Annotated in this window: 30 protein-coding genes; 12 read left to right on the top strand and 18 right to left on the bottom strand. The window is 52.8% G+C overall.

What is annotated here, in order from left to right:
* Positions 1-2 precede the first annotated feature (2 nt).
* The gene (locus tag P0D43_RS04945) at positions 3-1,223 is read right to left on the bottom strand and encodes a hypothetical protein (RefSeq protein WP_394673416.1); all 1,221 of its coding nucleotides are present in this window, start codon (positions 1,221-1,223) and stop codon (positions 3-5) included.
* A gap of 4 nt (positions 1,224-1,227) precedes the next feature.
* Complete coding sequence (locus P0D43_RS04940) at positions 1,228-1,884, bottom strand: hypothetical protein (RefSeq protein ID WP_341237945.1); 657 nt, start codon at positions 1,882-1,884, stop codon at positions 1,228-1,230.
* Between the two features lie 99 nt (positions 1,885-1,983).
* Here P0D43_RS04940 and ychF point away from each other — a divergent pair, with 99 nt between their 5' ends.
* Both ychF and P0D43_RS04930 read left to right on the top strand, forming a co-directional pair.
* Positions 1,984-3,075, top strand: a complete 1,092-nt coding sequence (ychF, locus tag P0D43_RS04935; protein ID WP_394673415.1) for a redox-regulated ATPase YchF — start codon at positions 1,984-1,986, stop codon at positions 3,073-3,075.
* Positions 3,076-3,113: 38 nt separating this feature from the next.
* A complete protein-coding gene (locus tag P0D43_RS04930) occupies positions 3,114-4,400 on the top strand; it encodes a hypothetical protein (RefSeq protein ID WP_394673414.1) in 1,287 nt (428 codons plus the stop codon).
* Here the strand turns inward: P0D43_RS04930 and P0D43_RS04925 are convergent.
* From P0D43_RS04925 to P0D43_RS04895, 7 genes are all read right to left on the bottom strand, one after another.
* Positions 4,397-5,014, bottom strand: coding sequence for a hypothetical protein (locus P0D43_RS04925; RefSeq protein ID WP_159568129.1), 618 nt, complete (start codon positions 5,012-5,014; stop codon positions 4,397-4,399). The two genes, P0D43_RS04930 and P0D43_RS04925, sit on opposite strands and share 4 nt — an antisense overlap.
* Before the next feature lie 14 nt (positions 5,015-5,028).
* Positions 5,029-5,313: a hypothetical protein gene (locus P0D43_RS04920; RefSeq protein ID WP_394673413.1), complete on the bottom strand. Its 285-nt coding sequence runs from the start codon at positions 5,311-5,313 to the stop codon at positions 5,029-5,031.
* Positions 5,314-5,445: 132 nt separating this feature from the next.
* Positions 5,446-5,724: a YfhL family 4Fe-4S dicluster ferredoxin gene (locus P0D43_RS04915; protein WP_394673412.1), complete on the bottom strand. Its 279-nt coding sequence runs from the start codon at positions 5,722-5,724 to the stop codon at positions 5,446-5,448.
* A 9-nt stretch (positions 5,725-5,733) separates the two neighbouring features.
* Positions 5,734-6,237: a pantetheine-phosphate adenylyltransferase gene (coaD, locus tag P0D43_RS04910; RefSeq protein WP_341237941.1), complete on the bottom strand. Its 504-nt coding sequence runs from the start codon at positions 6,235-6,237 to the stop codon at positions 5,734-5,736.
* A gap of 59 nt (positions 6,238-6,296) precedes the next feature.
* Positions 6,297-6,902, bottom strand: a complete 606-nt coding sequence (gene rsmD, locus P0D43_RS04905; protein WP_394673411.1) for a 16S rRNA (guanine(966)-N(2))-methyltransferase RsmD — start codon at positions 6,900-6,902, stop codon at positions 6,297-6,299.
* Between the two features lie 6 nt (positions 6,903-6,908).
* Complete coding sequence (locus P0D43_RS04900; protein WP_394673410.1) at positions 6,909-8,258, bottom strand: M16 family metallopeptidase; 1,350 nt, start codon at positions 8,256-8,258, stop codon at positions 6,909-6,911.
* Positions 8,259-8,280: 22 nt separating this feature from the next.
* A complete protein-coding gene (locus P0D43_RS04895) occupies positions 8,281-9,684 on the bottom strand; it encodes a M16 family metallopeptidase (protein ID WP_394673409.1) in 1,404 nt (467 codons plus the stop codon).
* A 116-nt stretch (positions 9,685-9,800) separates the two neighbouring features.
* On the opposite strand from P0D43_RS04895, the gene ftsY reads away from it, so the two are divergent.
* From ftsY to P0D43_RS04875, 4 genes are all read left to right on the top strand, one after another.
* The gene (ftsY, locus tag P0D43_RS04890; RefSeq protein WP_159568124.1) at positions 9,801-10,742 is read left to right on the top strand and encodes a signal recognition particle-docking protein FtsY; all 942 of its coding nucleotides are present in this window, start codon (positions 9,801-9,803) and stop codon (positions 10,740-10,742) included.
* On the top strand, positions 10,739-11,473 hold the full coding sequence (locus P0D43_RS04885) for a cell division ATP-binding protein FtsE (RefSeq protein WP_394673408.1): 735 nt from the start codon (positions 10,739-10,741) through the stop codon (positions 11,471-11,473). The genes ftsY and P0D43_RS04885 overlap by 4 nt, the downstream gene beginning before the upstream one ends.
* Before the next feature lie 21 nt (positions 11,474-11,494).
* Complete coding sequence (locus P0D43_RS04880; RefSeq protein WP_159568122.1) at positions 11,495-12,403, top strand: ABC transporter permease; 909 nt, start codon at positions 11,495-11,497, stop codon at positions 12,401-12,403.
* A gap of 87 nt (positions 12,404-12,490) precedes the next feature.
* Positions 12,491-13,969: a Fic family protein gene (locus P0D43_RS04875; protein WP_394673407.1), complete on the top strand. Its 1,479-nt coding sequence runs from the start codon at positions 12,491-12,493 to the stop codon at positions 13,967-13,969.
* On the opposite strand, the gene rfbD is transcribed toward P0D43_RS04875, so the two are convergent.
* Both rfbD and rfbB read right to left on the bottom strand, forming a co-directional pair.
* Positions 13,966-14,976: a dTDP-4-dehydrorhamnose reductase gene (rfbD, locus tag P0D43_RS04870; RefSeq protein ID WP_394673406.1), complete on the bottom strand. Its 1,011-nt coding sequence runs from the start codon at positions 14,974-14,976 to the stop codon at positions 13,966-13,968. The genes P0D43_RS04875 and rfbD overlap by 4 nt on opposite strands.
* A 505-nt stretch (positions 14,977-15,481) precedes the next feature.
* On the bottom strand, positions 15,482-16,510 hold the full coding sequence (gene rfbB, locus P0D43_RS04865; protein WP_394673405.1) for a dTDP-glucose 4,6-dehydratase: 1,029 nt from the start codon (positions 16,508-16,510) through the stop codon (positions 15,482-15,484).
* Positions 16,511-16,644: 134 nt separating this feature from the next.
* Between rfbB and P0D43_RS04860 the strand changes: the two genes are divergently transcribed.
* Complete coding sequence (locus tag P0D43_RS04860; RefSeq protein WP_394673404.1) at positions 16,645-17,043, top strand: hypothetical protein; 399 nt, start codon at positions 16,645-16,647, stop codon at positions 17,041-17,043.
* A 98-nt stretch (positions 17,044-17,141) separates the two neighbouring features.
* A complete protein-coding gene (locus P0D43_RS04855; protein WP_394673403.1) occupies positions 17,142-17,522 on the top strand; it encodes a response regulator in 381 nt (126 codons plus the stop codon).
* On the opposite strand, the gene P0D43_RS04850 is transcribed toward P0D43_RS04855, so the two are convergent.
* A complete protein-coding gene (locus tag P0D43_RS04850) occupies positions 17,504-18,043 on the bottom strand; it encodes a transcriptional activator RfaH (RefSeq protein ID WP_394673402.1) in 540 nt (179 codons plus the stop codon). The genes P0D43_RS04855 and P0D43_RS04850 overlap by 19 nt on opposite strands.
* Before the next feature lie 116 nt (positions 18,044-18,159).
* On the opposite strand from P0D43_RS04850, the gene P0D43_RS04845 reads away from it, so the two are divergent.
* Complete coding sequence (locus P0D43_RS04845) at positions 18,160-20,268, top strand: TonB-dependent siderophore receptor (protein WP_394673401.1); 2,109 nt, start codon at positions 18,160-18,162, stop codon at positions 20,266-20,268.
* Here P0D43_RS04845 and rfbC read toward each other — a convergent pair whose 3' ends face one another.
* Positions 20,269-20,820: a dTDP-4-dehydrorhamnose 3,5-epimerase gene (gene rfbC / locus P0D43_RS04840; protein ID WP_394673400.1), complete on the bottom strand. Its 552-nt coding sequence runs from the start codon at positions 20,818-20,820 to the stop codon at positions 20,269-20,271.
* Positions 20,821-20,846: 26 nt separating this feature from the next.
* Between rfbC and P0D43_RS04835 the strand changes: the two genes are divergently transcribed.
* Both P0D43_RS04835 and P0D43_RS04830 read left to right on the top strand, forming a co-directional pair.
* Complete coding sequence (locus tag P0D43_RS04835; protein WP_394673399.1) at positions 20,847-21,251, top strand: nucleotidyltransferase substrate binding protein; 405 nt, start codon at positions 20,847-20,849, stop codon at positions 21,249-21,251.
* The gene (locus P0D43_RS04830; RefSeq protein WP_394673398.1) at positions 21,248-21,565 is read left to right on the top strand and encodes a nucleotidyltransferase family protein; all 318 of its coding nucleotides are present in this window, start codon (positions 21,248-21,250) and stop codon (positions 21,563-21,565) included. The genes P0D43_RS04835 and P0D43_RS04830 overlap by 4 nt, the downstream gene beginning before the upstream one ends.
* Here the strand turns inward: P0D43_RS04830 and rfbA are convergent.
* The 3 genes from rfbA to P0D43_RS04815 are packed head-to-tail and all read right to left on the bottom strand — an operon-like array spanning position 21,532 to position 23,623.
* Positions 21,532-22,410, bottom strand: coding sequence for a glucose-1-phosphate thymidylyltransferase RfbA (rfbA, locus tag P0D43_RS04825; protein WP_394673397.1), 879 nt, complete (start codon positions 22,408-22,410; stop codon positions 21,532-21,534). The two genes, P0D43_RS04830 and rfbA, sit on opposite strands and share 34 nt — an antisense overlap.
* A gap of 33 nt (positions 22,411-22,443) precedes the next feature.
* Entirely contained in the window at positions 22,444-22,791 is a 348-nt protein-coding gene (locus tag P0D43_RS04820) for a hypothetical protein (protein ID WP_341238077.1), read from the bottom strand.
* Positions 22,763-23,623, bottom strand: a complete 861-nt coding sequence (locus P0D43_RS04815) for a hypothetical protein (RefSeq protein ID WP_394673396.1) — start codon at positions 23,621-23,623, stop codon at positions 22,763-22,765. The genes P0D43_RS04820 and P0D43_RS04815 overlap by 29 nt, the downstream gene beginning before the upstream one ends.
* A 168-nt stretch (positions 23,624-23,791) precedes the next feature.
* Here P0D43_RS04815 and P0D43_RS04810 point away from each other — a divergent pair, with 168 nt between their 5' ends.
* Entirely contained in the window at positions 23,792-25,525 is a 1,734-nt protein-coding gene (locus P0D43_RS04810; RefSeq protein WP_394673395.1) for a hybrid sensor histidine kinase/response regulator, read from the top strand.
* A 17-nt stretch (positions 25,526-25,542) separates the two neighbouring features.
* Here the strand turns inward: P0D43_RS04810 and P0D43_RS04805 are convergent, their stop codons facing one another.
* Together P0D43_RS04805 and P0D43_RS04800 are read right to left on the bottom strand one after the other, a co-directional pair.
* Positions 25,543-25,845 (bottom strand): nucleotidyltransferase domain-containing protein, encoded by a 303-nt coding sequence (locus tag P0D43_RS04805; RefSeq protein ID WP_341238080.1) that lies wholly within the window; start codon positions 25,843-25,845, stop codon positions 25,543-25,545.
* Positions 25,842-26,237 carry an HI0074 family nucleotidyltransferase substrate-binding subunit gene (locus tag P0D43_RS04800; RefSeq protein ID WP_159568109.1) on the bottom strand — a complete coding sequence of 132 codons (396 nt, stop codon included), beginning with the start codon at positions 26,235-26,237 and terminating at the stop codon, positions 25,842-25,844. The genes P0D43_RS04805 and P0D43_RS04800 overlap by 4 nt, the downstream gene beginning before the upstream one ends.
* Between the last annotated feature and the right edge of the window lie 16 nt (positions 26,238-26,253).

The following is a 26,253-nucleotide window of genomic DNA, read 5'->3' as shown; positions in this document are numbered from 1 at the left end:
ACCTAGGCTGCGCCATACACCTTGAAGGATCGCACACTGCGAAAAACCGGATCGAGCATGGCAAAGCTGGCTGCATTCTGGCAAGCGTGGCACATGGGCAAACGGGAAAACATAGTGATGTCCAGGGTTTGACTCGCCCAGTCGCTGTTGTTTTGCAGAATTATCATCAAAGCATTCAGCGCGGTGTATTCCGTGTCGCGAGCACGATCATGCAAACCACCGCGCCCCGGCGTCAAGGTTCTGGGCATCATTCGGGCCTCCTGACGCTGCGCGGGAATACCCACCAACAAGTCCCGATAGCCCAGGTATTGAATGTCAGGCTCATCTGACTCTGTGCACAACTGCGTCAGGTTTGCTTGCACAGTGCAGGTGTTCAGGTTGTCGGAAGGAATCAAGGGGGTGGCACGCAATCGACTGTGCCCAGACAAATCGCCCATCACATCGAGAGCAACACAACCATCGATTAATGAAGGCTCTATATCGCCGCTGACCGATAAAAACCGGAGTCGGGTTTGGTCGTTTACCTTGAAAACAGTCACAAGGAAATTCTTGCCCATCGGCTCACCGTCCTGGTTTCTGCCCGTGAGGAAATGCCACAACGCCGCGGGCTCGGTGACCCGCTCACCTGTCATATCAAAGACAGCGTGGCTCAGGCTGCTCAAATCGTCAAAGGCATCCGGATGCTCAAGCACAACATGATTTAAGCGCTGCAACACTGGGCGCCCTGCTGACGTCAGTATTTGATCGGAATAGGTTCGGAGTAAATCCTCGTGCCGCGCGAGTTTGTTATGAACATTAACAACATCCGGATTGGTCTCCCATTCTTCGCCAAGCGCCTGAAGATAGCTCAGCTTCTTACGGCCTGATCTTCCCCGCAGGTCCAGCGACCATCGCGCAGGAATGGAGTCTGGCTCGGAGAGCAGCGATTGAATTGCAGCCACCGGGTGTTCCGAACTTTTTACCATCCTCTCGCTGTGCGGACTTAGCGGATTCTTATGCAGATTTTTGGCACGCACCCGCACAAAATACCCTGCCACCTCCTGGTTAAAGTTTTGAGCCAAGGTACCCGGCGCTGGTGGGCTACCAGGCAAGTTCAATTCATTCGGGCTTATAGCCAGCACCGGCGCACTTTCGATTGGCTTGCCTGCAGGTTTGGTCGGTTGGCCCAGCCCCAGGGCAATGTCGCGATAACTGGGGGTAGCTTGTGCTGGCTGTGTTGGCATTGCTTTACCTTTCGCGCTCGCGCATGGCCTGTGAAAATGCCTCAACAGCCTTTGCCTCAATCACGTGCAAAGGTGCAGCAATCTGCCACGCGCTGTAGGGATCAATCACAATTTGTCGGGGCGCATTCGCAGCGGTGTTATCGGTACTGCCCATCACAGCCACTTTGATCGCATCTTGTTTGGCCGCTTTGATATTAATCAGACGCTCAAGACTGTCCGGATTATCAGGGGTGGGGGGCGGCACAATTCGAATTGCATGGCTATCAACGGACTGCGAATACAACTGGGCGTAAATGATCTGATCGAAAATTTCGGTTACCGCAAATACCAGCGTATCCGGATTGGTTTGACCCAGCCCGAGCAACTCAGGATTGATCACCAGATTGTTCATTTCCGGTTGAAACGCTGCAGGCCACCGGCTGGGGTGAACAACCACGTTCACGCCATTGCTTTTCAGGTAAGTTTCCTCTTTCAGAAACGCCACCGTTGCGTCGGGATTCAGCAATTCTTTTTTTGCAAACTCCAGAAACCTCAGGAATTGCTGATGCAACACGGAGTTTCGAGCCACACTGTTTTGCGGCAAGTAAATTGGATGAAGCATATTTGGGCCATCAACTCCGTTCATCTCGTGGCGCTGAGCATTCACTGGCTCTGTTGTCATAGTCCCCCCAATACAAATAGATGAGTCACCGTACGGTGCGGCATGGTTCCAATTCGAGGTACAATTCACCCCATTCTATTAAGTACTTAGCGAATTCTCATGACCCTCAAATGCGGCATCGTTGGCCTTCCCAACGTCGGTAAATCCACCCTGTTCAACGCGCTCACCAAAGCGGGCATTCCAGCAGAAAACTACCCGTTCTGCACAATCGAGCCCAACGTGGGCATGGTTGAGGTGCCCGATGAGCGCCTGCAAAAGCTGGCCGACATTGTAAAACCCGAGCGTATTTTGCCCGCCACGGTTGAATTTGTAGACATCGCGGGCCTGGTGGCCGGGGCGTCCAAAGGCGAAGGTTTGGGCAACCAGTTTCTGGCCCATATTCGCGAAACTGATGCCATTGTGAATGTGGTGCGCTGCTTCGAAGACGAGAATGTGATTCATGTGAATGGCAAAGTCGATCCACTTTCCGACATTGAAACCATTGAAACCGAATTGTGTTTGGCTGACATGGGTACCGTTGAAAAAGCGGTTCACCGCTATGCCAAACAGGCCCGCGCAAACGACAAAGAAGCCGCAAAAATTCTGGCTATTTTGCAACGCTGTGAAGCCCAGTTAAACGAAGCCAAACCGGTGCGCGCACTGGGCCTGGACCCCGAGGAATTGTTTGCCATCAAAAGCTTTGGCCTGATCACTGCCAAGCCGGCCATGTACGTGGCCAACGTGGCTGAAGATGGTTTTGAGAACAACCCGTTCCTGGAGCGCCTGCAAGAATATGCAGCCAAACAGAATGCGCCTGTGGTTGCAGTGTGCGCAGCCATTGAAGCTGAAGTTGCTGATTTGGACGACGCCGACAAAATGGAATTCCTGGCCGACATGGGCATGACCGAGCCAGGCTTGAACCGTGTGATTCGCGCTGGCTTCAAGCTGCTGGGCTTACAAACCTATTTCACCGCAGGCCCTAAAGAAGTGCGTGCCTGGACCATCAAGATTGGCGACACGGGCCCCAAGGCCGCGGGTGTCATTCACACCGATTTCGAACGCGGCTTTATTCGTGCCCAAACCATTGCCTATGACGACTACATTCAGTTCAAAGGCGAAAACGGAGCCAAGGAAGCTGGCAAAATGCGGGCCGAAGGCAAAGAATATGTGGTGAAAGACGGGGATGTGCTGAACTTCCTGTTCAACGTCTAACCCAGCGTTTAAACAAAGGCCCTTCGGGGCCTTGTTTTTTGGCAGTCTCATTTCTGTGCTACGGTATTAGCAGTTTCAACTCGCTGCACCATGCCATGTCCAAAGCCCTGAAGTTGTCCATTCTCGCCTTTGTGATCGTCCTGCTGGGCATCATGTTGTCCCACGGCGTGGTGGTGCCCCGCTTTGTTTGGGAACCCAAACTAAACAGCGTTCGCAACCAGTATCCCGACCAGCGTATTGACGTAAAACGCGTGGTGCTTGCACTTTCCCTGAAACCACAACTCATCATTTCTGAAATAGAAATCGACGATCCCACCCGCAAGGAAAACCTGCAACTGGCGTTGATCAGGCTGGGCATGAACGCCTTCGAATCCATCAAGCAAGGGCGAATCCAGGTTGAGTCACTGAGCGTGAAAGGCTTGGCCGTTCAGGCAGAAAAAGAAGCAGATTGCACCCAAATTAATCTGGACTGCACACCGGTTCTTCCGGTGGCGCTGGCTGCCCGCGCATGGCAAAGCACACAAGTGGCCAACCCTGGCTTTTTCACGCCAAATCTCAACCTAAAAAAACTGGAGCTGGAACAGGCGCAGTTCACTGTGCGCAACACAGCAGCCCAACAAGAAATCAACGGGAAAATTGAACAGCTTAAATTTCAGCTGGGCAGCAACAGCACAGAAAATCAGTTCAACCTTGGCTGGCGCTTGGGCATAAAAACCCCACAAGAAAACAATCAGTTGTATTTGGCCATGAACGCGCAAACCGAAGCAGGCGCCATGCGCGAGATTATTCTGAAAAAACTGAAGATCGATTTGGATGGTCAATGGAACGGATTTCCCTGGACGGGTTCGGCTGAACAGGATTTTCTGGCGCTTCGAATTCTGCAAGCCAACAATGGCGAAGGCGCGCCCTTCATCAAATTGAATGGTGACAATCTTCGCACTTATATTCGTCGCGACGACTTGCCTGAAACTCACCAGGCTGCATTTTCTGCCCAACAATTTGAAGGTGAATTGCCCGCCCAAGACTGGTCAATGAACAAGGCGGAATGGACCTACACCCATGAAGATGCCCAAGCCTGGACATTCAACATGAACTACACAGCATCAGAGAGTTTGCTTGAATTGCAACCCGAAACCATACAGGGCAGCGAAGGCATTCCCGCCGAGGCACAGGTTCGTGAATTGAATTGCGAAGCAGGTGAAGCCAAGATTCGGGAAGACAAGCCTTACTGGGCCTGGCAGGAGGGCTGGTTCAGGGTGTTGAACGACCACCCTGCAGAGAACTCGAGTTTGGTGTTGTGTCCAATTCAGACAGGGATACCTTAAACAGCAACTGATGCCAGAAACTGCAAGGTTTTTATTTTACTTGATTTCGGTTTTTCCAAAACCTCACGCTGAATATCACACACCACAGACTTCAAAAGATCTGTGGTACTCAGTTCAGTCTCTACCTCCAGACGTTGGAGCTCCGCTTTCAATTTTCCAGAAACTTTCATCGACAATCGCTTGCTCGGAATTTTTGACTTCTTTGAAGAGAAATTCACAACCGAAAGCTTGTGCGCACTAAATACCCGCTCAAGCCGATTCGGATCTTGGGCCAAATCATGAATGTAGTAACAGACCAAATCTTTGCGAAATTCTGGAGTTGACTCAGGCTCTAGAGTGAAAGCGGCCAAATCCAGCACGTCCAGATAGATCGCGGGCAATCGCACTTCAATCGACTTCAGCGCTTTTTTCCTTGATTCAGAAATGGCCGGGGTGGACTGCGCTGGAATTGAAACCACTTGATCACATACATCACACACACCCACCAGAATATCTTGAGCGGCACCTTTTCTATCACTAAATGGTACATCCCGGCGCACAAAGGTAACAGAGACTATGTCCTTGCAGTGATTACAAATTGCGCGGCTTTTTTCGCCATCAATGAACAGTTTCATGACTCAATCCAGATCTATTTATGAACACTGATAAACCAAGCGTCGGGCTCTAAAAAGTAGAACTTGATGTACCAATCTTTAACTGTAATCACATGCACCGATACGCTCTTCAACACATGGTGAGGCGATTCTGAATGCATGCTGCCATTGCTACTGGCAACCAAAGCCGCCACTTGATCGGCCGTCACTTTACCCATGGCGAGTAAATTCTTTACGTCAATATCTCCGCGCGACTCGTGCTGGTAATTGCCACTTTTAAGCGCTGACAAAATTTCTTTCTTTGCGAATGTATATCCCACAGATATTCCAAAAATGTACGACAAATGTCGTACAAAGTCCAGTTCTATAAGAATTAATTATAGAAACGGCTTTTTGAACAATCAGAGGGGAATTCGATAATAAGACGAAGGGGGTTGCTTCTGCAGTTGCGCTCAATCGCTAACTTTAGGCAAATAAGGCGTTTTATCGGGGTGCAGTTTGAAGAACTTGCCCAGCAATTGTTTCTGGGTATCGGGGTGAGCCGGGTCTTTGGGTATGCATTCAACCGGGCACACCACCACGCATTGCGGCTCATCGAAATGCCCCACGCACTCGGTGCATTTACCAGGGTTGATTTCGTAAATTTCTTCACCCATGGTAATTGCGCCGTTCGGGCACTCGGGCTCGCACACGTCGCAATTAATACATTCATCGGTGATGATTAGGGCCATACGCTCACTTTACTTGTTGATCACCTGCTGCGGGATCAGTCCCAGCTTCTGGTTCAACCAATGTTCAACAGATGGAAATACAAACTTGCTGACATCGCCGCCCAGGGAAGCAATTTCCCGAACAATGGTGCCGGAAATAAACTGATATTGATCCGAGGGTGTCAGAAACATCGTTTCCACATCGGGCAGCAAATAGCGGTTCATGCCCGCCATTTGAAACTCGTACTCAAAATCGCTGACCGCGCGCAAACCGCGAATAATCACGTTGGCATTGTTCTCGCGAACAAAGTCTTTCAACAAACCGCGAAAACCTCTTACTTCCACATTGGGATAATGGCTGAGTACTTCACGCGCAATTTGAACGCGCTCATCCATGGAGAAAAAGGGTTTTTTGTTGGGGCTATCGGCCACACCGACCACCAGCTTGTCGAAAATCTTCGCGCCGCGGCGCACCAAATCTTCGTGGCCACGGGTAAGCGGATCAAATGTTCCGGGATATACAGCAATGCGCATCGCTGATCTCCATATCAAAGGGTTTTATTCGCGTGATACTGCTCTATCCACGCTTTGTATCACACAGCAGGCAGGGCGAACAAATGCGCATGCACTTGGCCCGCTTTTAAATGACGCAAAGCATCAATTTCTTGAACACTCAACGCCTTGCACACAATGGCCGGGTCTGAGAACAGGTTTTCATGCCATTCGGCATACACCAGCCCGCCGGGTTTGAGCACCGCCTTGATCAAGGGCAAGGTGGCCAGCATCAATTCGCTGCGAAAGGGTGGGTCAAGCGCGACCAAATCGAAACGCTTTCCAGCACCAGCCAGCCTCTTCAGGCAGGCCAACACATCATTGGCTTCAATTTGAATGGAAGGTGGGCTGCCCTCTGCAGTTGGCCACTTGGACAACAGGTAGGCTTTGTTGTCCTGCAACTGGGCCACCACATTGCGTTGCTGCTCAACCAGCACCACGCTGGCCGCCCCGCGCGATGCAGCCTCGAAGCCCAATGCGCCCGTGCCGGCATACAAATCGAGCACTGCCATGCCGGTGCAGTCTTGCCCCAGCCAGTTGAACACGGTTTCACGCACACGGTCGGGTGTGGGCCGCAAGCCCTCCACAGGGGCAATGGGCAGCATGTGCCTGCGCCAAGCACCGCCAATAATCCTGAGCTTACTCACGTTAAATTACTCAAGCTTTCCGCCCACAACCACAGTCACCAATTTCTCGGCATTCACGTGTTTGGCAAAGGCCTCGCGCGCGCTTTGAACCGTCACCTTCTCAATTTCGCTAGTCCAATTGTCCAGGTAGTCCAAAGGCAAACCGTGCAAGCCCATCATTGAAATATTGCCCAGCAACTTGCTATTGCTGTCGATGCGCAGGGGAAAGCCGCCCACCAGGTTTTGCTTGGCTGCATTCAATTCAGCCTGGGTGGGGCCTTTCTCGATAAAGTCCAGAATGGTTTTGCGCATGATTTGCACGGCTTGTGCGGTGGACTCTTTCTTGGTTTGAACACCCGCCTGGAATGGGCCTGCATCGCCAGCTGGCATGAAGTAAGAATAAGCACTGTATGCAAGCCCGCGCTTCTCGCGAATTTCATCCATCAGGCGCGACACAAAACCACCGCCACCCAGAATATGGTTGGCCACCAGCAGGTCGAAGTAATCTGGTGCGCCACGGCGCATGGCGGGCAAGCCCATCAAAATATGGCTTTGGGCAGCGGGGTGGTCAATTTGAATGGTCTGGCCTTTCATGGCCGCTTGCAATTCCTGAAAATCAGTACCGCCCAAGGGGTTACCTGGCAGCTCACCCTTGGGCAAACCGGCAGTTAAGTCATTGGCCAATTGCTCAGCCTGTGCGCGGGTAATATTGCCCACCAGCGACACCACCGCTTTGTTGCCCAGGTAACGGGTTTTGTAAAACTGCTCTACATCGGCCAAGCTAATTGCCTTCAGGCTGGCCTCGGTGGTGTGGGTACCATAGGGGTGGTTGGGGTACAGCGCACTGGCAAAGGCACGGTCGGCCAAGGTGTCGGGTTTGGTCAAAGCCTCTTTCAGGCCAGCCACACTTCGGGCTGTTTCACGCGCCAGAATATCGCCATTGAACACCGGCTTTTGCAGCACGGTTTTCATCAGGGAAATTGCTTTTGAAAACTCGGGCTCGGAGGTCAGTGTGCGCAATTGCACACCAGCTGAATCGCTGCTGGCACCACCGGAGAACTGAGCACCGGTGTCAGCAAAACCATCGGCAATTTCATTCTCGGAAAGGCCTACAGCCCCGCGACCAATCATGTCACCAGTGGCGCTGGCCAAGCCTTCCTTGCCCTTGGGGTCGGCGCGGTTGCCTGCCGGAAAGTCCACGCGAACATCGAGCATGGGCAGCGCTTCGGCGCGCATGAACATCACTTTCGCACCGCTGGCTGCGGTCCAGCTTTCAATGGGCAAAGCGGCATTGGCCGGGGCTGCAAACACGGCGGCGGCTGTGGCACCTGCGGCAAACAGGCCGCGAATAAATACTTTGTTTTTGCTACTCAACATGGTTCTTTTTCCTGCTTGGTGCTTAGTGATTCAAGCCCTTGGGCGGCGCGTCTTTCTTGTTGGGGTCAATTGGCAGCGGGAACAAGGTACCCACAGTCAACTGATCCTGATCGAAGAATTTTTGCGCGGCGTACTGCACTTCCTGCGCGGTCACAGTTTTAATTTGCTCAATCATTCGGTCAATGTCGTCCACCTCAAAACCAATGGTCACATTCTGGCCAATTTCAACCGCCTGCCCATACACGGAATCGCGCTTGTACACCTGGCTGGCAATCAACTGGGCTTTTACACGCGCCAGCTCAGCGTCGCTGACACCCTCATCAGCCACCTTTTTCACCTGAGTCAACAGCGCCTTTTCCAAGGCCTCCACAGTTTGGCCAGGCGCAGGTGCGCCATCCAGGTAAAACAGCGAAGGGCCACGGCCCGTCATGTCGTAGCTGGCACCGGCCTGCAGGGCCACTTTCTGGTTTTGTACCAGTTCACGATTCAGTCGCGCACCGGAATAACCATCAAGCACAGCACTTAAAACAGCCAAAGAATAGGCATCGCGGTCTTTCAACACGTCGTTTAACTTCGGCACCTTGAACCCCATAATCAGGTAGGGATTTTCAGCGGGTGCCTTCACCTGCACTCGGCGTATGCCTTCCTGCCTGGGTTCTTCTTGCGGCTTGCGTTCTTCCAGCTTCTTGGGTTTTACCTTGCCGTAGGTTTTCTCGGCCATGGTCTTCACCTGGGCAGGCTGTACATCGCCCACCACCACCAGCACTGCATTTTGCGGGGTGTACCAGGTGTCGTACCACTTGCGCGCGTCTTTGTAAGTCATTGCTTCAAGGTCGCTCATCCAGCCAATAACCGGCGTGCGCGTGGGGTTGGCCATAAAAGCCGTTGCCATGAAAGCCTCGTACAGCTTCCCGGTGGCCTGGTCGTCGGTGCGGTAGCGGCGCTCTTCCATCACCACTTTGATCTCTTTTTCAAACTCGCTTTCGCTAAGAATCAAATTGGCCATGCGATCGGCTTCAAGGGCCATCACCTTGCTTAAGTCTTTGGCCTGCAACTGCTGAAAATAAGCGGTGTAGTCGCGGCTGGTAAAGGCGTTGTCACGGCCACCCAAGGCGGCCACGGTTTCGGAGAACTCGCCCACCTTCAGGTTTTTGGTTTCCTTGAACATCATGTGCTCAAGCACGTGGGCCACACCCGTGGTGCCGTTGTACTCGTCGATCGAGCCAGCCTTGTACCACACCATGTGCGCCACGGTGGGCGAACGGTGGTCTTCCTTCACCACCACACGCAAACCATTGTTCAATTTGTACTCAGTTATATCGCCATCGGCCGCATGGGCCAAAGGCAACATGCTGGAAGCCAGCAGCGCGGCGCCGCCAAGCAGTGCCACACAACGGCGATTCAGTTGAAAACCTGTTTTTATCATTCAAGACACCTTTTACAGCAAACGTGCGTTTTAAGCTCAATGGTAGAATAAGTCATTCAACATCTCGCTGTGTGACAGTCGTTCACACCGCTTAGTTTCCTCAATTGGAGTTTTACATGCAGATTCCTGGGCAGAGACAGGACTGGCTTGGTCGTTTGAAATCGGGGTTAACCAAAACCCGTTCCGGCCTCACCTCCATGTTCACCGGCGAAAAGGTCGACGAAGCCTTTTTCGAAGAAATGGAAGAACGCCTGCTACTGGCCGACTGCGGCTTGCCCGCCACTGAACTGCTTATGCAGAAGGTGCGGGACACGGTGTACCAGAAAGGCCTGACCAGCCCGGAGGAAGTGCGCCTTGTGTTGCGCGATGCGGTATTTGATTTGCTGCGCCCCCTTGAAACCAGCATGGGCGTAGACCGCGCCCGCCCCCTGGTCATGATGGTGGTGGGTGTGAACGGTGCCGGCAAAACCACCAGCATTGGCAAACTGGCCAACCATTACGCCGAAATTGGCTATTCCGTTCTGTTGGCCGCTGGGGACACCTTTCGTGCTGCCGCACGCGAGCAGCTGGATGTGTGGGCCAACCGCAGCAGTGTCGATGTCATTTCCGCGCAAGGCGGCGACCCCGCAGCCGTGGCTTTTGATTCGGTGCAGTCGGGCATTTCCCGCAACAGCCACATTGTGATTGTAGACACCGCAGGCCGCCTGCCCACACAAATTCACCTGATGGAAGAATTGAAAAAGGTGAAAAAAGTGCTGGGCAAAGCCAAGATGGACGCACCGCACGAAATTGTATTGGTGGTCGATGCCACCAATGGTCAAAATGCCCTGCAGCAAATCAAGGCATTTAACGATGCACTGACCCTGACTGCGCTGGTGGTCACCAAACTAGACGGCACCGCCAAAGGTGGCATTCTGGCCGCCATGAGCATGAGCACCCGCGTACCCGTGGCCTTTATCGGCGTGGGTGAAAAACTGGGCGACTTACGCCCCTTCAGCCCCCGAGAATTTGCCAACGCATTGGTTGGCATCGACACCGACGGAAATCAAACCGCATGATCCAATTTAAAAACGTCACCTTGAAGTACGGCACCCACGCCGCCTTGAAGGGCGTGAACTTTCAGCTACCCAAGGGCTCGTTCACCTTGCTGGAAGGCCATTCTGGCGCTGGCAAAAGCTCCATTCTTCGCTTGCTGGCGACATTCGAGCAACCCAGCACAGGCGATATTCTGGTGGGCAAAAGCTCGATCGCGCGCCTGAATCGCCGCGAACGCGCGCACTACCGCCGCAATGTGGGCTACACCGGCATGGACGTTGAACTGCTGCACAACCGCAGTTGCTTCGACAACGTGGCCCTGCCCCTGCGCGTGGTGGGTCTTTCCGAGACCGACATTCAAAGCCGAGTAAAAGCCGCCCTGGCCCGTGTGGGCTTAAGCCACACCGACCGCATGTTGCCCAGTGAATTGTCGGGCGGGCAACAACTGCGTTTGCAAATTGCGCGCGCGGTGGTGAATCGCCCTGCCCTGGTGTTGGCCGACGAACCCACAGCCCAGCTTGATGATGAATCGGCCGCCCGGGTGGTGGGTCTGCTTGAAGAATTCAACCGTGCGGGAGTCACCATTATTGTGGCCACCCACGAAGCGCACCGGTTCAACCGTGTTACCCATCGCCTGAAGCTGGGCGAAGGCGCGGTGCTGCCAGCACCCGCGGATTTGTCGCACAACGGTGGGCGCGAAGCAGGCGTTCAATCCTTTTCCAAAGACTTTCTGAACAAGGCCTACGGGGCTTGATCCACTTTTAAGAGACAACACATGCGTTGGTTACGTTTGCAGTGGTTTTCAATTTCTGCCGGTTTAAAGCTTTGGCTTGATGAGCCACTTGGCCACCTGTTCAATGCCCTGGTGCTGGCCATTGCTTTGGCCATGCCCTGGACAATTGCACAAGGCCTAAGCGCCATTGTGCCCAGCATGGATCGCTGGGTGGGCGACCCTGAAATCAGCCTGTATTTCAAACCCGATGCCACGCTTGATTCAGTGAAAAGCGCCGCCGCGCAATTGAAACGCGATTTCGATCTGGACAGTGTGAATATTGTGACGCCTGAACAAGCCATGGAACGTTTGCGCACCCAAAGCCAAACCCCTGACCTGGCCGAGGCCTTGCCTGAAAACCCCCTGCCCTACACCGTGGTGGTGGTGCTGGAAGTGGATGCCACCACCGACACACAAGCCATCGAAAATAAAATTACACAGTGGCAAAACTTCACGGGTGTGGAGCATGTGCAGTACGACGCGCAATGGGTTCGCCGACTGCAATCGGTATTGAACGGCACGCAAATTATTGCCATGGCCTTGGCAGTGCTGATTGCCGGCATGGTGCTGGTGGTGACATTCAATACCGTGCGCTTGCAATTGATTCGTAACCAGGCTGAAGTGCATGTGCTGAAATCGCTGGGCGCAACCGACACTGAAGTGGGCCGCCCCACATTGTGGTGGTCAGTCAGCCTGGCGCTGGTGGCCTTTGGTTTGGCTTATGCGGTGGTGAGCGGTGCCATGGGGTTGGCCGACGAAGCTGCGGGCACATTCATTCGCGAATTTGATCGTGATTTCCGCTTTGAGCAGCCCAATGGCATTACCGCACTGGGACTAATCCTGGTTTGGGTGGTACTTGTGATGGTTGGCGCATGGGCCTCTGTGAAAAGCACGGTGCTGCGTATTCACTGAACATCTAAAACAATACTAACCACCCCAAACACGACAAAGATATACTGTTAACACTCAAAAACACGACAATTTTTTAGGTGTTAACAATTGGCTGTCAAAAACGCGACAAATCCGGATTACTCACTTGTTCTTTACAAGGAGTTAACTTCTGCGCAAGTTCGAGGCGTTCAGCGCCAGCTGAAGGCGGGTGGACTCAAACAGATCGCCAAAGGCATGCTAAGCAATTTGCCAGAAGAAAGCTGGCCTGCTTTGATCGCGCGTGAACGGATCCGAGTAACTGGTTCACTTTTCCCGAATGCGGTCATCTCGTTTCGCAGCGCCTTCAATGGTGGCATGCCCGACCAAGGCGTGCTTTACATTACCCACACGTACAGTCGAAAGGTTCAACTTCCAGGATTGCAAATTGTTGCCTTGAAAGGTGCGCCACCCCAGCAGGGTGACATGCCTATTCAAGGACACGGAATTTATTACGCGTCTGAAGCACGTTGTTTGCTTGAAAATTTAACCCCGAGCCGAGGTAGCAATAAAAAAGCAGTTGGCCGCGAGGAGGTAGAAAATCGTCTGCTAAGCATTTGTAAGGCACGCGGAGAACACGTGCTGACTGCGCTGCGGGAGGCAGCGAATCCTCTTGCCAACAGATTGGGAATGATCAAAGAATTCAATATTCTCGATTCACTGATTGGCAGCATTTTAAGAACCCGCACGTCTACGCTAATCACCTCCAAGGGGCGTGCGCTTACGGCTGCACCTCCTTATGATTCGGACCGACTTGAAATGTTCGAGAATTTGGCAGCAGTACTGCGATCGCAACCCATACACCAAGCGGATGAAGTGGCCCGAACTCCCCAGGCGATGATTCTCTTTGCATTTCTGGAATCGTACTTTTCCAATTTTATTGAAGGCACTGAATTTGATATTCAAGAAGCACTCGAGATCGTACTTTCCGGTAAACCGATGCCAAATCGCCCCAAAGACTCACACGATATTCTTGGCGTCTTTCGGCAGGCAGTGACACCTGCCTGGATGCACCAGGTTTTGGCCAGTGGTCCACCAGTTGAAACACAACTTCGCAAACTTCACTGGGACCAAATGCGAGAACGGCCTGAAGTAGAGCCGGGCGAATTCAAACTGAAACGAAATCGCGCAGGCAACACTGAGTTTGTCGAACCTGAATTAGTACGTGGCACATTGACACAAGGATCCCTCTTGCTACCTACCATTCCAGCTGGTTTGCCCCGGGCATTGTATGCGATGTTTCTTGTGTCAGAAGTTCATCCTTTCAATGATGGAAATGGTCGCTTGGCGCGCTTGGTCATGAACTCTGAATTGTCCGTGGTGGGTGCCTGCAGAATAATTATCCCCACTCTGTTCCGCGACGAATATCTGGATTGTCTACGCGCACTAAGTCGTGAAGGAAATCCAGGCCCGTTTGTTTCGGCGATGGAAAGAATTCAAGCCTGGTCTGCGGGTTTCAAATACGATGAACTTGATGCAGTGATTGAAAAAATGAAACAGTGCAACGCATTTGAACGCTCTCTGGTTCAGCACCGACTGCTGAATCCTTAATAATTCAACATAAAATTACGAACGCCTTTCGTCCACTCGGGTGGATTCACACGGAAGGTGTCCATCAATTTTTGGTTGTTCAATACTGAGTACGCTGGGCGTTGTGCCGCAAAATTCATGCTGTCAGTTTTTACACGTTCAATGTTGGGCATGCGCTGAACAATGCCTTGCTTGTGTGCATGTTCAATGGCCAAACAGGCGTAGTCGAACCACGTGGTGACACCCGCCGCACTGGCGTGAAAAATTTCACCGCTTGGAATTTCAGAAGGAAAATCGGGCAAAAAAGTAGGGGCCAGTTTGCCCGTGGTTTTGTAGCGCTGCATGGCCACAACACCTGCCACGGTTAACCCCAGTTCAGCCAGCCAGTTTGCGGGTGTGGGCGCACCGGTTTGATCATCGACCACTTTCAAACTGTCGCGCTCTTGCGCAAGCTTGATCATGGTTCTGCAAAAGTTATTGCCGCGTTGCCCGTAAACCCAACTGGTACGAAACACCACCCAGTTGCCACCCACTTCTTTCAGGTATCTTTCGCCTTCAAGTTTCGATTTTCCGTAGGCGCTTAACGGGTTGGTGGCATCGGTCTCTGTGTAAGGTTGATTGGCTTTGCCATCAAACACGTAATCAGTGCTGTAATGCACAAGCGCCACGCCTTGCTTTTTGCATTGCTCGGCCAAAATACCGACAGCCTTTGCGTTAATAGCGTGTGCAAGTTCGAGTTCAGTTTCAGCTTTTTCAACGTTGGTGTAGGCGGCCGCATTGATTACCACGTCGGGGCGAACGTCTTTCAGGGCATTGATCAGGGTGTCGGGCTTGGCCAGGTCGGCTTTGTCGCGACCGTAGCTGATGCAGGCGTCCATGGTTTCCATCAAGGCGGGCTTGGCGTGTTGACCAATGGTGTGGCCCAGTTGGCCTTGTGCGCCGAGCACGAGTACGCGAATTCCCAAAGCAAAGTTCTCCTGAAAACTGTTGCTGTAGTTTAACTGAAGCGCGCTGGTGCGAATAATCACCGCGTTGGTTTGTCCAGCCCGATCGGCTTGGGTTCCAATCTCTCGCCTGAAAACCTGTACTTCCCTTTTTGAGATTCACCCTGACTCACCTCGCTCGGCAAAAAAGCGGGCCGAGTCTCGGTGCCGGCCTTTGGCCGACCGTGGCGGATGAATTCAAACGGGCAGGTTTTCTTGAAGGCGAAGCGATCGAAACACCGCCGCCGATTGGGCTGTCAACCCAGCCACCGGTGACGCTGAGCTGAACTTGCAAGTGGTCACATTCGGGAGGTTTAAGCCAACTCGGCAGTGGGATTGCTTGAGACGCACTTCAAGGAAACCGCCCCGTTTGAGTTTAGTCGCAGCGTTCGGCTTCAAGCCGACACCGCGACTCGGCCCGCCCTTTTGCCGAGCTCGGTGAGCAAGAATAAATTCAAAAAGGGACTCAGCGGTTTTCAGTGCGAAACAAGTAACCCATGCCGAGTGAGCAAGAAACCACCGCCGTGCCCCTTCAAGTTCAGCTCAAAAATCACCGTTCTGCGGTCACCTCGGCAACCCAAGCCTGGTTCGCCAAATACCACTGCACGGTTTTCCGAATCCCGGTTTCGAATGTTTCAGCTGGCCTCCAACCCAACTCGCGCTCAATTTTTCGTGCATCAATTGCGTAGCGGCGATCGTGGCCGGGGCGGTCTGTCACAAACGCAATTTGCGTTGCATAGGAAACACCATCCGCACGCGGTTTCAGTTCATCCAGCAAAGCACAAATCAACTTCACCACATCCAGGTTGGCCTTCTCGTTCCAGCCACCAATGTTGTAAGTTTCGCCAAGTTTGCCCTGCTCAAGCACAGCGCGAATGCCACGCGTGTGGTCTTCAACAAACAGCCAGTCGCGAATTTGTTGGCCATCGCCATACACTGGCAGTTGCTTGCCGTTCAGCGCATTCATGATGCACAAAGGGATGAGCTTTTCCGGAAAGTGATAAGGCCCGTAATTGTTGCTGCAATTGGTGGTCAACACCGGTAAACCGTAAGTGTGGTGCCAGGCGCGCACCAAATGGTCGCTGGCGGCCTTGCTGGCCGAGTAAGGGCTGTTGGGCTCATAGCGCGTGGTTTCAGCAAAGGGCGCATCTTCCGGCCCCAAGGTGCCATACACCTCGTCGGTGCTTACATGCAAAAAGCGAAACTCATTTTTCGCCTCGCCGTCCAAGCCATTCCAGTATTCACGTGCGCACTCCAGTAATCGGTAGGTGCCCACCACATTGGTTTCAATAAAGGCGCCCGGCCCCAAAATGGACCGGTCCACATGGCTTTCAGCCGCAAAGTTCAATATGGCTCTGGGTTTGTGTCGCGAAAAAATTTCCCGCACACTGTCAATATCACCAATCGATGCATGCACAAAGGTATGTTCCGGCCGGTTCAACACCGGGCCTAGCGTGCTTAAGTGGCCCGCATAGGTCAACGCATCCAGGCTGATTACAGGCTCGCTGCTGCGCTCAAAATGTTGTCGTACATAACACGAGCCGATAAAACCTGCAGAACCTGTAACAAGTAAAGTCATGATTGGTCAGTAAATTGCTTAGAATAAAACCTGAATTAAAAAAATACACAATAAGTCACAATGCCAATTGTGCGCGGCGCAGTATTTCAATTATCACAGGCAGCAGCCCGCCTTTAATTTATCAAGGACAGAACATGACTATCAATGGAAAACTACTTACACGCTTCGGCTTGATTGCCGTGGTCTCTTCACTTGCCGCCGCGTGCGTGGCTGTAGTACCAGCGCCGAACAACGACAAGGCAGCCGAAAACAGCAGCACCTCGGCCACCATGTGCAACATCGAAGGCAAGCAAGAGCAAGACCTCTCCGACGGCTCCACCAAGGCCAAGGTGACACAGTCTTGCGAAGAAACCGTGATCTACATCGAGAACCAGCACAAAGAACACCCCAAGCGTTGTCGCGTGCTTGTGGGCGCTCAAATGACCGAGCTTTACATTATGCCGGGCGAAAACCGCACCCTGAGTCAAACTGGCCCAGTACCCCGAAACACGGTGCAAGTGGGTTGTGTCAACGACTGGAACCGCACCAAATAAGTCCGAAGACGATAAGGGTTAATTATCGTTAAAAGTTGTCTTTTATACCCCATACTGATTTAACATTTCTACTCCGCGTAGAAAAATGGAAAGTCAGTATGAAAACAGTCTTGTTGCTCGACGACGCACGATCCATTCGCAGTGTTTATGCGGAAGTTATTCGCCAAGCGGGGTTTGAAGCACAAACCGTAGCGAGCGCCGAGGAAGGCTTGCAATACATGGTTGACCATGGCATACCCGACCTCATCGTAACCGACATCGACATGCCCGGAATCAGCGGACTCGAATTCTGCAGCCGTGTGCGTCAAGTGGCCAAGCACACGCCCATCATTGTCATGAGCGCTTTGGCGGGCAAAGGCCTGGTGACCGAAGCCAAACTATTGGGCGTTCAAGGCTGGATGCTCAAGCCAGTCCAACCCGAATACTTCCTGAACAAGCTGAAGTCTGTGCTAGGTGAAACTCAGGCCTTGTCCAGCTGACTGCGGGCCAGCTCCACGCTTCGTTCCGCACCCAAAAAATTCAGCAACACGATCACTCGCTGATCGCTTTTCTGCCCCGCAATTTTTCCCATCATGCCCTCGAACGGGCCCTCGGCCACGCGCACTTCGCCGCCCACTTCCAGCCTGTTAAGCGCCAGCAAATCGAGCACAAAGTCACCATCGACCTGGCCTTGAATCAGCCCTATCAGCTCAAGCGGCACAATGGCGGGTTTACCGCCAAACTTCACCAAATCCATGCAACCCTTGGTTGAACGCAGCTTGGAAAAATCATCCACCCCCACTTCGAGATTGACAAACATATAGCGGGGAAACAGGGGTTCGACCACCTGCACGCTGCCCTGCCCCGCCTTGCGTTTTTGCACGCGGGCTTGCGGAAAAAAAACGGAGTAATTCTGGCGTTGCAGGTTTTCAAGCGCCACAGACTCCTGGCGGGGCTTGGTGTACATCACATACCACTGGGCCATGGTTTTGTATTCTTCAAAGTAAGGCACAGGCCACATTCTAAACCCTGGAAAGCGCAGGAGAAACAACGGTTTGTGCTATTGATATTAGTAATACGAGTCATTATCGTTTAGTATCTTACCTTCATAAAATAAAATCCATCACAGCAATCATCATGAAACTCAAACCCATCGCATTGGCCCTGCTCAGCTTGGGCCTGCCAGCCACCGCCCTGGCACAAAACAACACCGAACTTCAAGAAGTGGAAGTACAAGCCCGCGAACAAGGCAGCTATTCCAGCAGCGCCGTGCAGGTTGGCACCTTCCGTGACTCGGCCCCCATTGACGTACCACTTACGGTTAATTCGGTCACCCGCGAAGTGCTCGACGCACAATCGGCCACCACCCTGTTTGGCGCACTGCGCAACACGGCAGGTGTTACCCGTTCGCAATTGAACGGATCGACTTATGACAACATTGCCATTCGCGGCATTCTGGTTGAAAACCGTGGCAACTACCGTTTAAACGGCTCGCTGCCCATCATCAACCTGGTCGATGTACCGCTAGAGAACAAGCAACAGGTTGAAGTGCTCAAGGGCGCTTCATCGCTGTACTACGGTTTTATTCCACCCTCGGGCGTGGTGAATTTGGTGACCAAACGCGCTGGCAACAAACCCGTGTTAAGCCTGAACCAAAGCGTGAATGAATACGGTGCGGCAACCACGCACCTGGACTGGGGCCGCAAGTTTGGCGAGAACGACAACCAGGGCCTGCGGGTAAACCTGGTCAAGGGTTCTGAAGACATTGGCGTGAACAAATACAGTGGCGAACGCGAATTGGCCAGCATCGCTTACGACTGGAAAATTACAGATCGCCTCAGCTTTCGATTCGATGTTGAGCATTACGAAAAATCGGTCAGCGAACAAGCCTCGATCCGTTTGCTGCCTGCGGTCAACGGCAGCGTTACTTTGCCCCCCGTGCCCGACAACAAAACCAACCTGGCCGGTGAATGGCAGCAATACGACGCCAACGCACAAAACTACCTGGCGCGTGTGGACTATGTACTCAGCGATTCCTGGGGCGTGTTGTTTGAAGCCGGTTACGCTGAAACCACTCGCGACCGCGCATTTTCACGCTTTCAAAACTACGACCTGAACACCGGCGAAGGTGAACTGCAAATCTTCTACAGCCGCAATCAACAGTTCGACAACACCAACTACCGGGGTGAAATTTACGGTGAATTGGCCACCGGCTCGATCAAGCACAACCTGTCGTTTGGCTACACCACCAACAGCCGCACCAGCAACACACCGGGTGTAACCGCGCCGCAAAGCATTTTCAGTCAAAACCTATACAACCCACGCGACATAGCCCCACAAAACGTGTCATTCACAGGTGCGTACTCGGCAGTCACCATTGATGACCAAGGCCTGTATGTGTTCGACCGCATGCAGTTAAATGAACAGTGGCAAGTGCTGGCGGGCCTTCGCCGAGGCGACTACCGCACCGAAGACCTGAGAGTTGCCGCCGATGGCACACGCACTGTGCGCCTGTACAACGCGCAAGAAACCACGCCCTCCTTTGCAGTCATGTACAAGCCCCACCAGGACTTGTCGCTGTACGCCAGCTATGTGGAAGGTTTGGAAGAATCGGGCCAGGCACCCGCCAGTTCTGCCAATGCATTTCAGTTGCTCGACCCGGCAAAATCCGAGCAACGCGAAGTGGGTGCAAAATTCAAGATCGGTCAAAACAGTTTGGCGCAAATTGCCTACTTCGACATTGATCGTGCCTCGACTTTTGAAGACCCGAACACAATGGTGTTTGGCCTGAACGGCAAAGCCAACTACAGCGGGTTCGAAATGGCCTGGACTGGCGAGCTGAGCAAGCAGCTTTCAATTGCAGCATCGGCCCTGCTGATGGACGCTGAACTACAAAACGACGGCAACCCGGCCACAGTTGGAAAGGTCCCTGAAAACACCGCCGAGAAAACCGCCAGCCTGTTTGCGGAATATCGCCTGATCAGCGTGCCCGGCTTAAGCTTCAACGGTGGCCTGTACTACACCGGCGAACGTGCTGTGAATGACCAGAACCAGGCATTCATCGGCGGCTACACCGTGGCCTCGCTGGGCGTGCGTTATGCAACTGTAATTGGCAGCACACCCACGCAGTTCCAGTTGGTGGTAGACAACCCCACCGACAAAAACTACTACAGCACTGCAGGCAACGGCTTGATTGGCGTGGGCACACCGCGAACCATCAAGGCCATTGTCAGCGTCGATTTGTAACTAGCGCAAACTTGTAAACGCCACACCCTGTTCGTCTTTCGGCGACAGGGTTGGCTTTACCACACCGGCCTGTTTCAAAGGCCATTCAATATTCAACACTGGGTCGTTCCAAGCCATGCAGTGTTCATGTTCCGGACTGTGGTGTTCGGTAACCTGGTAACTGGTAATGGCGGTATCCGTCAACGCCAAAAAGCCATGCGCAAACCCGGGCGGTATCCACAACTGCACATGGTTGGCATCGCTTAATTCACAGCCATACCACTGGCCAAATGTTTCCGAATTCTCGCGAAGGTCCACGGCCACATCAAACACCGCACCATGCACAACCCGCACCAGTTTGCCTTGCGCCTTGGGTGCCGTTTGCCAATGCAAACCACGCAACACACCACGCTTTGACAGCGACTCATTGGTTTGTACAAACTCGGGCTGAATACCAGCCACCTGTTTGAATGTTTTCGCATTGAAGCTTTCAAAGAAATGGCCGCGGGCATCGGTGTACACCGCAGGCGTTAAAAGCAATAAACCGTTTAAAGGGGTAAGGTTACAATTCATGTGTATCACCAATAGATAATTCCAGAATGATCCTAGAACTCAGCTCCTTCGACAATGCCATACTTCGACTCGATGAAGGTATTCAGCGCTATGAGAAAGACATTACTGACACCCAAATTCGGGATGGCTTGATTCAACGCTTCGAATTTACCTACGAGCTTGGCCATAAAATGCTGAAACGGTTTCTGGAATCCACATCACCCAACCCAGCCGAAATTGATGAGTTGGCGTTCCAAGACCTAATCCGCACGGGCAATGAACAAGGCCTGCTTCTGAGCGACTGGACACAATGGAAAAAGTACCGGGAAACGCGCGCAAGAACCAGCCACACCTATGACGAATCGGTGGCTTTGCAGGTTGTGGCCGAAATTCCTGCCTTCTTGCAAGAAGCCAAATTTCTGAATGCGCAACTTCACTCGAGGAACAATTGAAACTACAAGACAAAGAGCTTGCCTTGGTTCAAACAATTCTCAGCGAGATAGTGCCGCATTGTGAAGTGTGGGCCTTTGGCTCAAGGGTTAAGGGCAATCCAAAACCCTTTTCAGACCTGGACTTGGCCTTGGTCGACAACAAACCAATTCCCTTGGACACCCGTGCCAGTTTGGCAGAAGCCTTTTCAGAATCTGATTTACCCTGGAAAGTCGATTTAGTCGACTGGCACAGCATTTCGCCCGAATTTCAGAAAATCATTCGAGCAAGTTACGAAGTTGTTCAACCCCCCGCCACAAGCAAGCCGAGCAGATAGTCGCCATAGCCGCTGTTGCGAAGTGGTTTTGCCAGCGCAGCCAATTGCGCAGAAGTAATCCACTGGTTGCGCCATGCAATTTCTTCGGGGCAACTTACCTTCAGGCCTTGCCTGCGCTCAATGGTTTGAATGAAATTGGCAGCATCCAACAGGCTGTCTGCCGTGCCGGTGTCTAGCCAGGCCTGGCCGCGCCCCATGTGCTGCACTTCAAGTTGCCCCATGGTCAAGTAAGTTCGAATCACATCGGTAATTTCCAGCTCACCGCGTGCCGATGGGCTTAGGCCTTTCGCAATTTCAGCGGCCTGCCCATCAAAAAAATACAAGCCGGTTACTGCCTGTTTACTTTTTGGCTGTGCGGGCTTTTCTTCCACACCAATTACAGTGCCTTCGCTGTTCAGTTCGAGCACACCATAGGCTTGCGGGTTGGCCACCGAATAGGCAAACACGGTGGCACCTTTCTTCTGCCCATAGGCATAGCGCATTTGGCGCACCAGGTTTTGGCCATAAAACAAATTGTCGCCCAACACCAAGGCACAGGGCTCGGCCTGCAAGAAGGGCTCGGCCACAATCAGCGATTGCGCCACCCCGCCGGGCCTGGCTTGCACGGCATAGTCTATTCGCATGCCCCAACGGCTGCCATCGCCCAGTAACTGCTCAAACCGAGGGGTGTCGTGTGGGGTTGAAATCACCAGCACCTCGCGCACACCAGCCAACATCAGGGTGCTCAGCGGGTAGTAAATCATGGGCTTGTCGTAAACTGGCAGCAGTTGCTTGCCGACAGCGGCAGTGGCCGGGTACAAGCGGGTGGCTTGCCCACCTGCCAACACAATGCCTTTGCGGTTCATTTTTTAACCTGCGTTTGTTGTTCTACCGCCAGTTTACGGAATTTGCAGGGTTTGCGCCAACCGCGCCAAGGCATCCAGCCCCTTGGCCAACACGCCCAGTTTTTCGGTGGGCGTGGCCAGCCCCGCCACACCTTCACGCATGCGGATTACTTGCCCGTTTAATTCGGCCAGCTCGCCTTTTGCGCTGCTGCTTAATTCATCAAACTTTGTATTCTCGGCATTCACATAGGCCAGGTAGGCAGCGGCCAAAGCATATTGATGCTGTTTGCGCTCATCGCTACTCAAGTGGTCTACATCGATCAAATACAAGGCAGAAAATACGGCATGCACATTGTGCTGCATCAACTTGAAATCATCGGGGTTCATGGGGGTTGGGCTCATGGGTGGTGGCTGCCTGAATATTTGAATTGAGTTGATCAAAAACGCCCTGCAAATGCTCAAAACTTCCTTCGCCGCGCAGCACATTCACCCAAGCCTGTTGCATGTCGATGCTGGCGGCTTTCGCTTGTTCCAGCAGCTCAATGGTGGGTGGCTTTTTAATATTTTCCATCCAGGCTTTTTTCCATGTTTCACCCAACTTCTTGTCGCCCAAAAAAGGCTTCAATACTTTCTCGCGGTATTCCACCTGGCGCGCCAAGGTCTCGCGCTGGGTAATCCACTGAATCTGTTCTTCCAGAATCAGCTGGTTCAACAACAGTGCTTGCGCTACTGGTTCGGCACTGCGCTGTAATTCTTCGCGCACTTGTGCACCATGCTTCCAGCTGGCCACATGCCCGGCCAAACCAGCCAAGGCATCTTTTTGTACTCTCGGTATGCCGCCCAAGTCAGGTGACTTGTTCAAGGCCTCCACCAGCTTTTTCAGCGCACGCGTGGTGCCGGTGCTGGTGTCGCCTTTGGCCAGTGCACTTAGCTCGGCAAAGTAAAGGGCCTGCGTATCCAGGTAATCGCCTGCGGCGTGCAACAAGGCGGCTCGTTTCTGCATGGTCTCGGTGTGTTGCACCAAGGTTGTGTTGTCGCGTGGCAAGTTGGGCAACAAATCAGCGGTGAACTCAAGGGTGTGCGCCAGTGCAAAACCGTTGACCTTTTTCAAAGTGCTGGTGTACTGCTTGCCCGTGGTGGCAAGGCCCTCGGCTTGCAAGGGCGTTTTGCTTGCGCACGCAGCAGTCAACAGTATTGCCATGCACACAGCAAGGCGTGGAATAAGTAGAAGCAAACAAACCTCCGGTGCAGTTGGTTGGTGTGGGGCACCCAACATACGTGGAAACCTTGGCAGGTGAGAAGCCACAATTTGGGTTACAAAAACCGGGGGTCACCCATTTAGACATTGCACGCCGCGCACTTCACCACTTATGCTTAGTGCTAACTACTTATTGCATTATTTATGAAACCCGAAGACCCGCACCAACTCTCCATTTTGCGCGAGCAAACCAAGCTTTTATTTGAACACTTGCCCTTCGTGTTGTACGGGGTATTGGCTTCGTCGGCTGGCCTGGTTGCCGTGCTGTGGCACACCGGCCAAGGCAGCGCATTGTTGCTGTGGTTGTTGGCGGTTTACCTGCTGACCGGTTTGCGCTGGTGGGTGCGCAGGCACTTCAACAAACTTGGTGCTCATTTCGATCCCAAATACTGGGTCAACGTGGCCATTCAGTTCACAGCCGCGTCGGGCATTTTGTGGGGGTTTGCGGGGGTCGTGTTTTTTTCAACCGAACCCATGGCACTTATGGCATTGACCATTTTCATCGCAGCCATGGTGGCCGGTGCCGTGTCTTCCCATGCTTGCTACACCCCTGCGTACATGGCATTTGCACTGCCTGCCTCGCTGCCATTCATTGCGCGTTGCTTTTGGGAAAACACACCCTTTTTCTGGGTACTTGGCAGCGTGGCCTTTGTGTATGTGCTGATCAATATTCACTACGGCCGCAACTTGCAAAACATGGTGATTCAATCGATTCGCCTGCGGTTTCAAAACGCAGAATTAATCAGCGAACTCACTTTGCAAAAACGCGTGGCCGAGCAAGCCAGCATCGCCAAAACCCGCTTTCTGGCGGCAGCCAGCCACGACCTGCGGCAACCCGTGCAAGCCATTGAGCTTTTGGTTGATGCACTTGGCGAAGACCTGGCCAACCACCCCAGCAAAGGTTTGCTGGACAGAATTCAAGAGGCAGGCCACGGCCTGCGCAACTTGCTCAATGCCTTGCTTGATTCTGCAAAAATAAACGCAGCCGCCATTACTGCCAAGCCGCGCCACGTTCAGCTGGCACCTTTGCTGAAACGTATTTGCAATGAACTGTCCACCCAAGCGCAACACAAAAGGCTGGATCTTCGCGTGGCAAAAACCAAGGCCTGCGCCTACACCGACCCCGCCTTGCTCGAGCTGATCATTCGCAACTACATTGAAAATGCAATCAAGTACACGCCCGAAGGTCGCGTGTTGGTGGGTTGCCGAACCAAAGGAACGCACATTCGGATCGAGGTACACGACACCGGCATTGGCATACCCGCCAGCGCACAAGAAACCGTATTTCAAGAGTTTTACCAATTGGGCAACCACGAGCGCGACAAGGCCAAAGGCCTGGGGCTGGGCTTGTACATTGCCCACAGCCTGGGCAAATTGCTGAGCCACGACATTGGCGTGAATTCCACCGTGGACAAGGGCTCGATGTTTTACGTCACAGTGCCCCAAGGCGATGCCAACCACCTGCTCGACGAACCTGGCCGCACACTGGCCAGCAACAAAACACCGCTGACCGGTAAAACCGTGCTGTTGATTGACGATGATGATTTGGTGCGCGCCAGCGTGACCGAAATGCTAAGCCGTTGGCACTGCTCAACCATTGCCGCCGAAGACGCTGAAACTGCCCTGCGCATTTTAATGGCGCGTGGCCGCATGCCCGACGCCATTGTGGCCGACTACCGCCTGCGCAACAAAAGCACTGGCGTGCAGGCGATCAAGGCATTACAGGCACAGCTAGGCAATGTACCCGCTGTAATATTGACTGGCGATACCGCACCCAGTCGAATTCAAGAGGCCAGAAGTTCTGGCTTCCAGATTTTGCACAAACCGCTGAGTGGGGTTCAGCTGCGCACTACCTTGAGTGAGTTGATGTCAAGTTAAATGCCAGAGTTGGAAAATCAGGCTGGATAAAACCTAACACCGCTATCGAGAATTTTTTGTTTTAAGGCTGCATTTTCCAATTGCTCAAAGTGAATGCAATCCACCTTGAAAACCAGCGGCAGCGAATCGATCTCGTTCCACAGGGCAGTGAAAGCCGATTCGGTCATGGTAGGCGCAAGAACTGCCAGGTCTATATCGCTTCCGTCCCTGAAATTTCCTGCCGCACGTGAGCCGAATAAATACACCAGCTTTATGTCGGGATAGCGGCTAAATACGGCCCTGAGCTGATCAATCACCTGAACGGAAAGACCATACTTCATCGCTCGGCCCTACCCCATTGCCGCACTTCATTGGCCAATTCCTGAAACAACAGGTCGCCGCGATTTTTCACAAACCCATATACCTGATCGGCCAATTTTTCATCATAAGTATGGCTAGACAGATTCCTCATTCGTTGGGCTTCGCTCCATGCGTTTCCATCATGTATCAACCCGGCCACCAAGGCCTCCTTGAATACATCTCGAGGATTCAAAGCCACAATTCCCAACATTTCAAGCCGAAGCTTCAATGTTTTCCACGCAAGCTCCCAACAAAACTCGAAGCGCTGAATAACCGAGTCGCGAATAAATGAATCCAGGGGTTGCGCGCAAGCCTCAGACAACCTTTGACTGGCTTTCAGAAAATCAGCAGACCTTTCATTCAAACGTTCCATACGCGTTCGGTTCCCA

Origin of the sequence: Limnobacter sp. (assembly GCF_043511195.1) — a bacterium.
Classification (GTDB): domain Bacteria; phylum Pseudomonadota; class Gammaproteobacteria; order Burkholderiales; family Burkholderiaceae_B; genus Limnobacter.
Note: the sequence above shows the minus strand (reverse complement) of the source record. Positions and strands in the feature narration are given on the sequence as shown.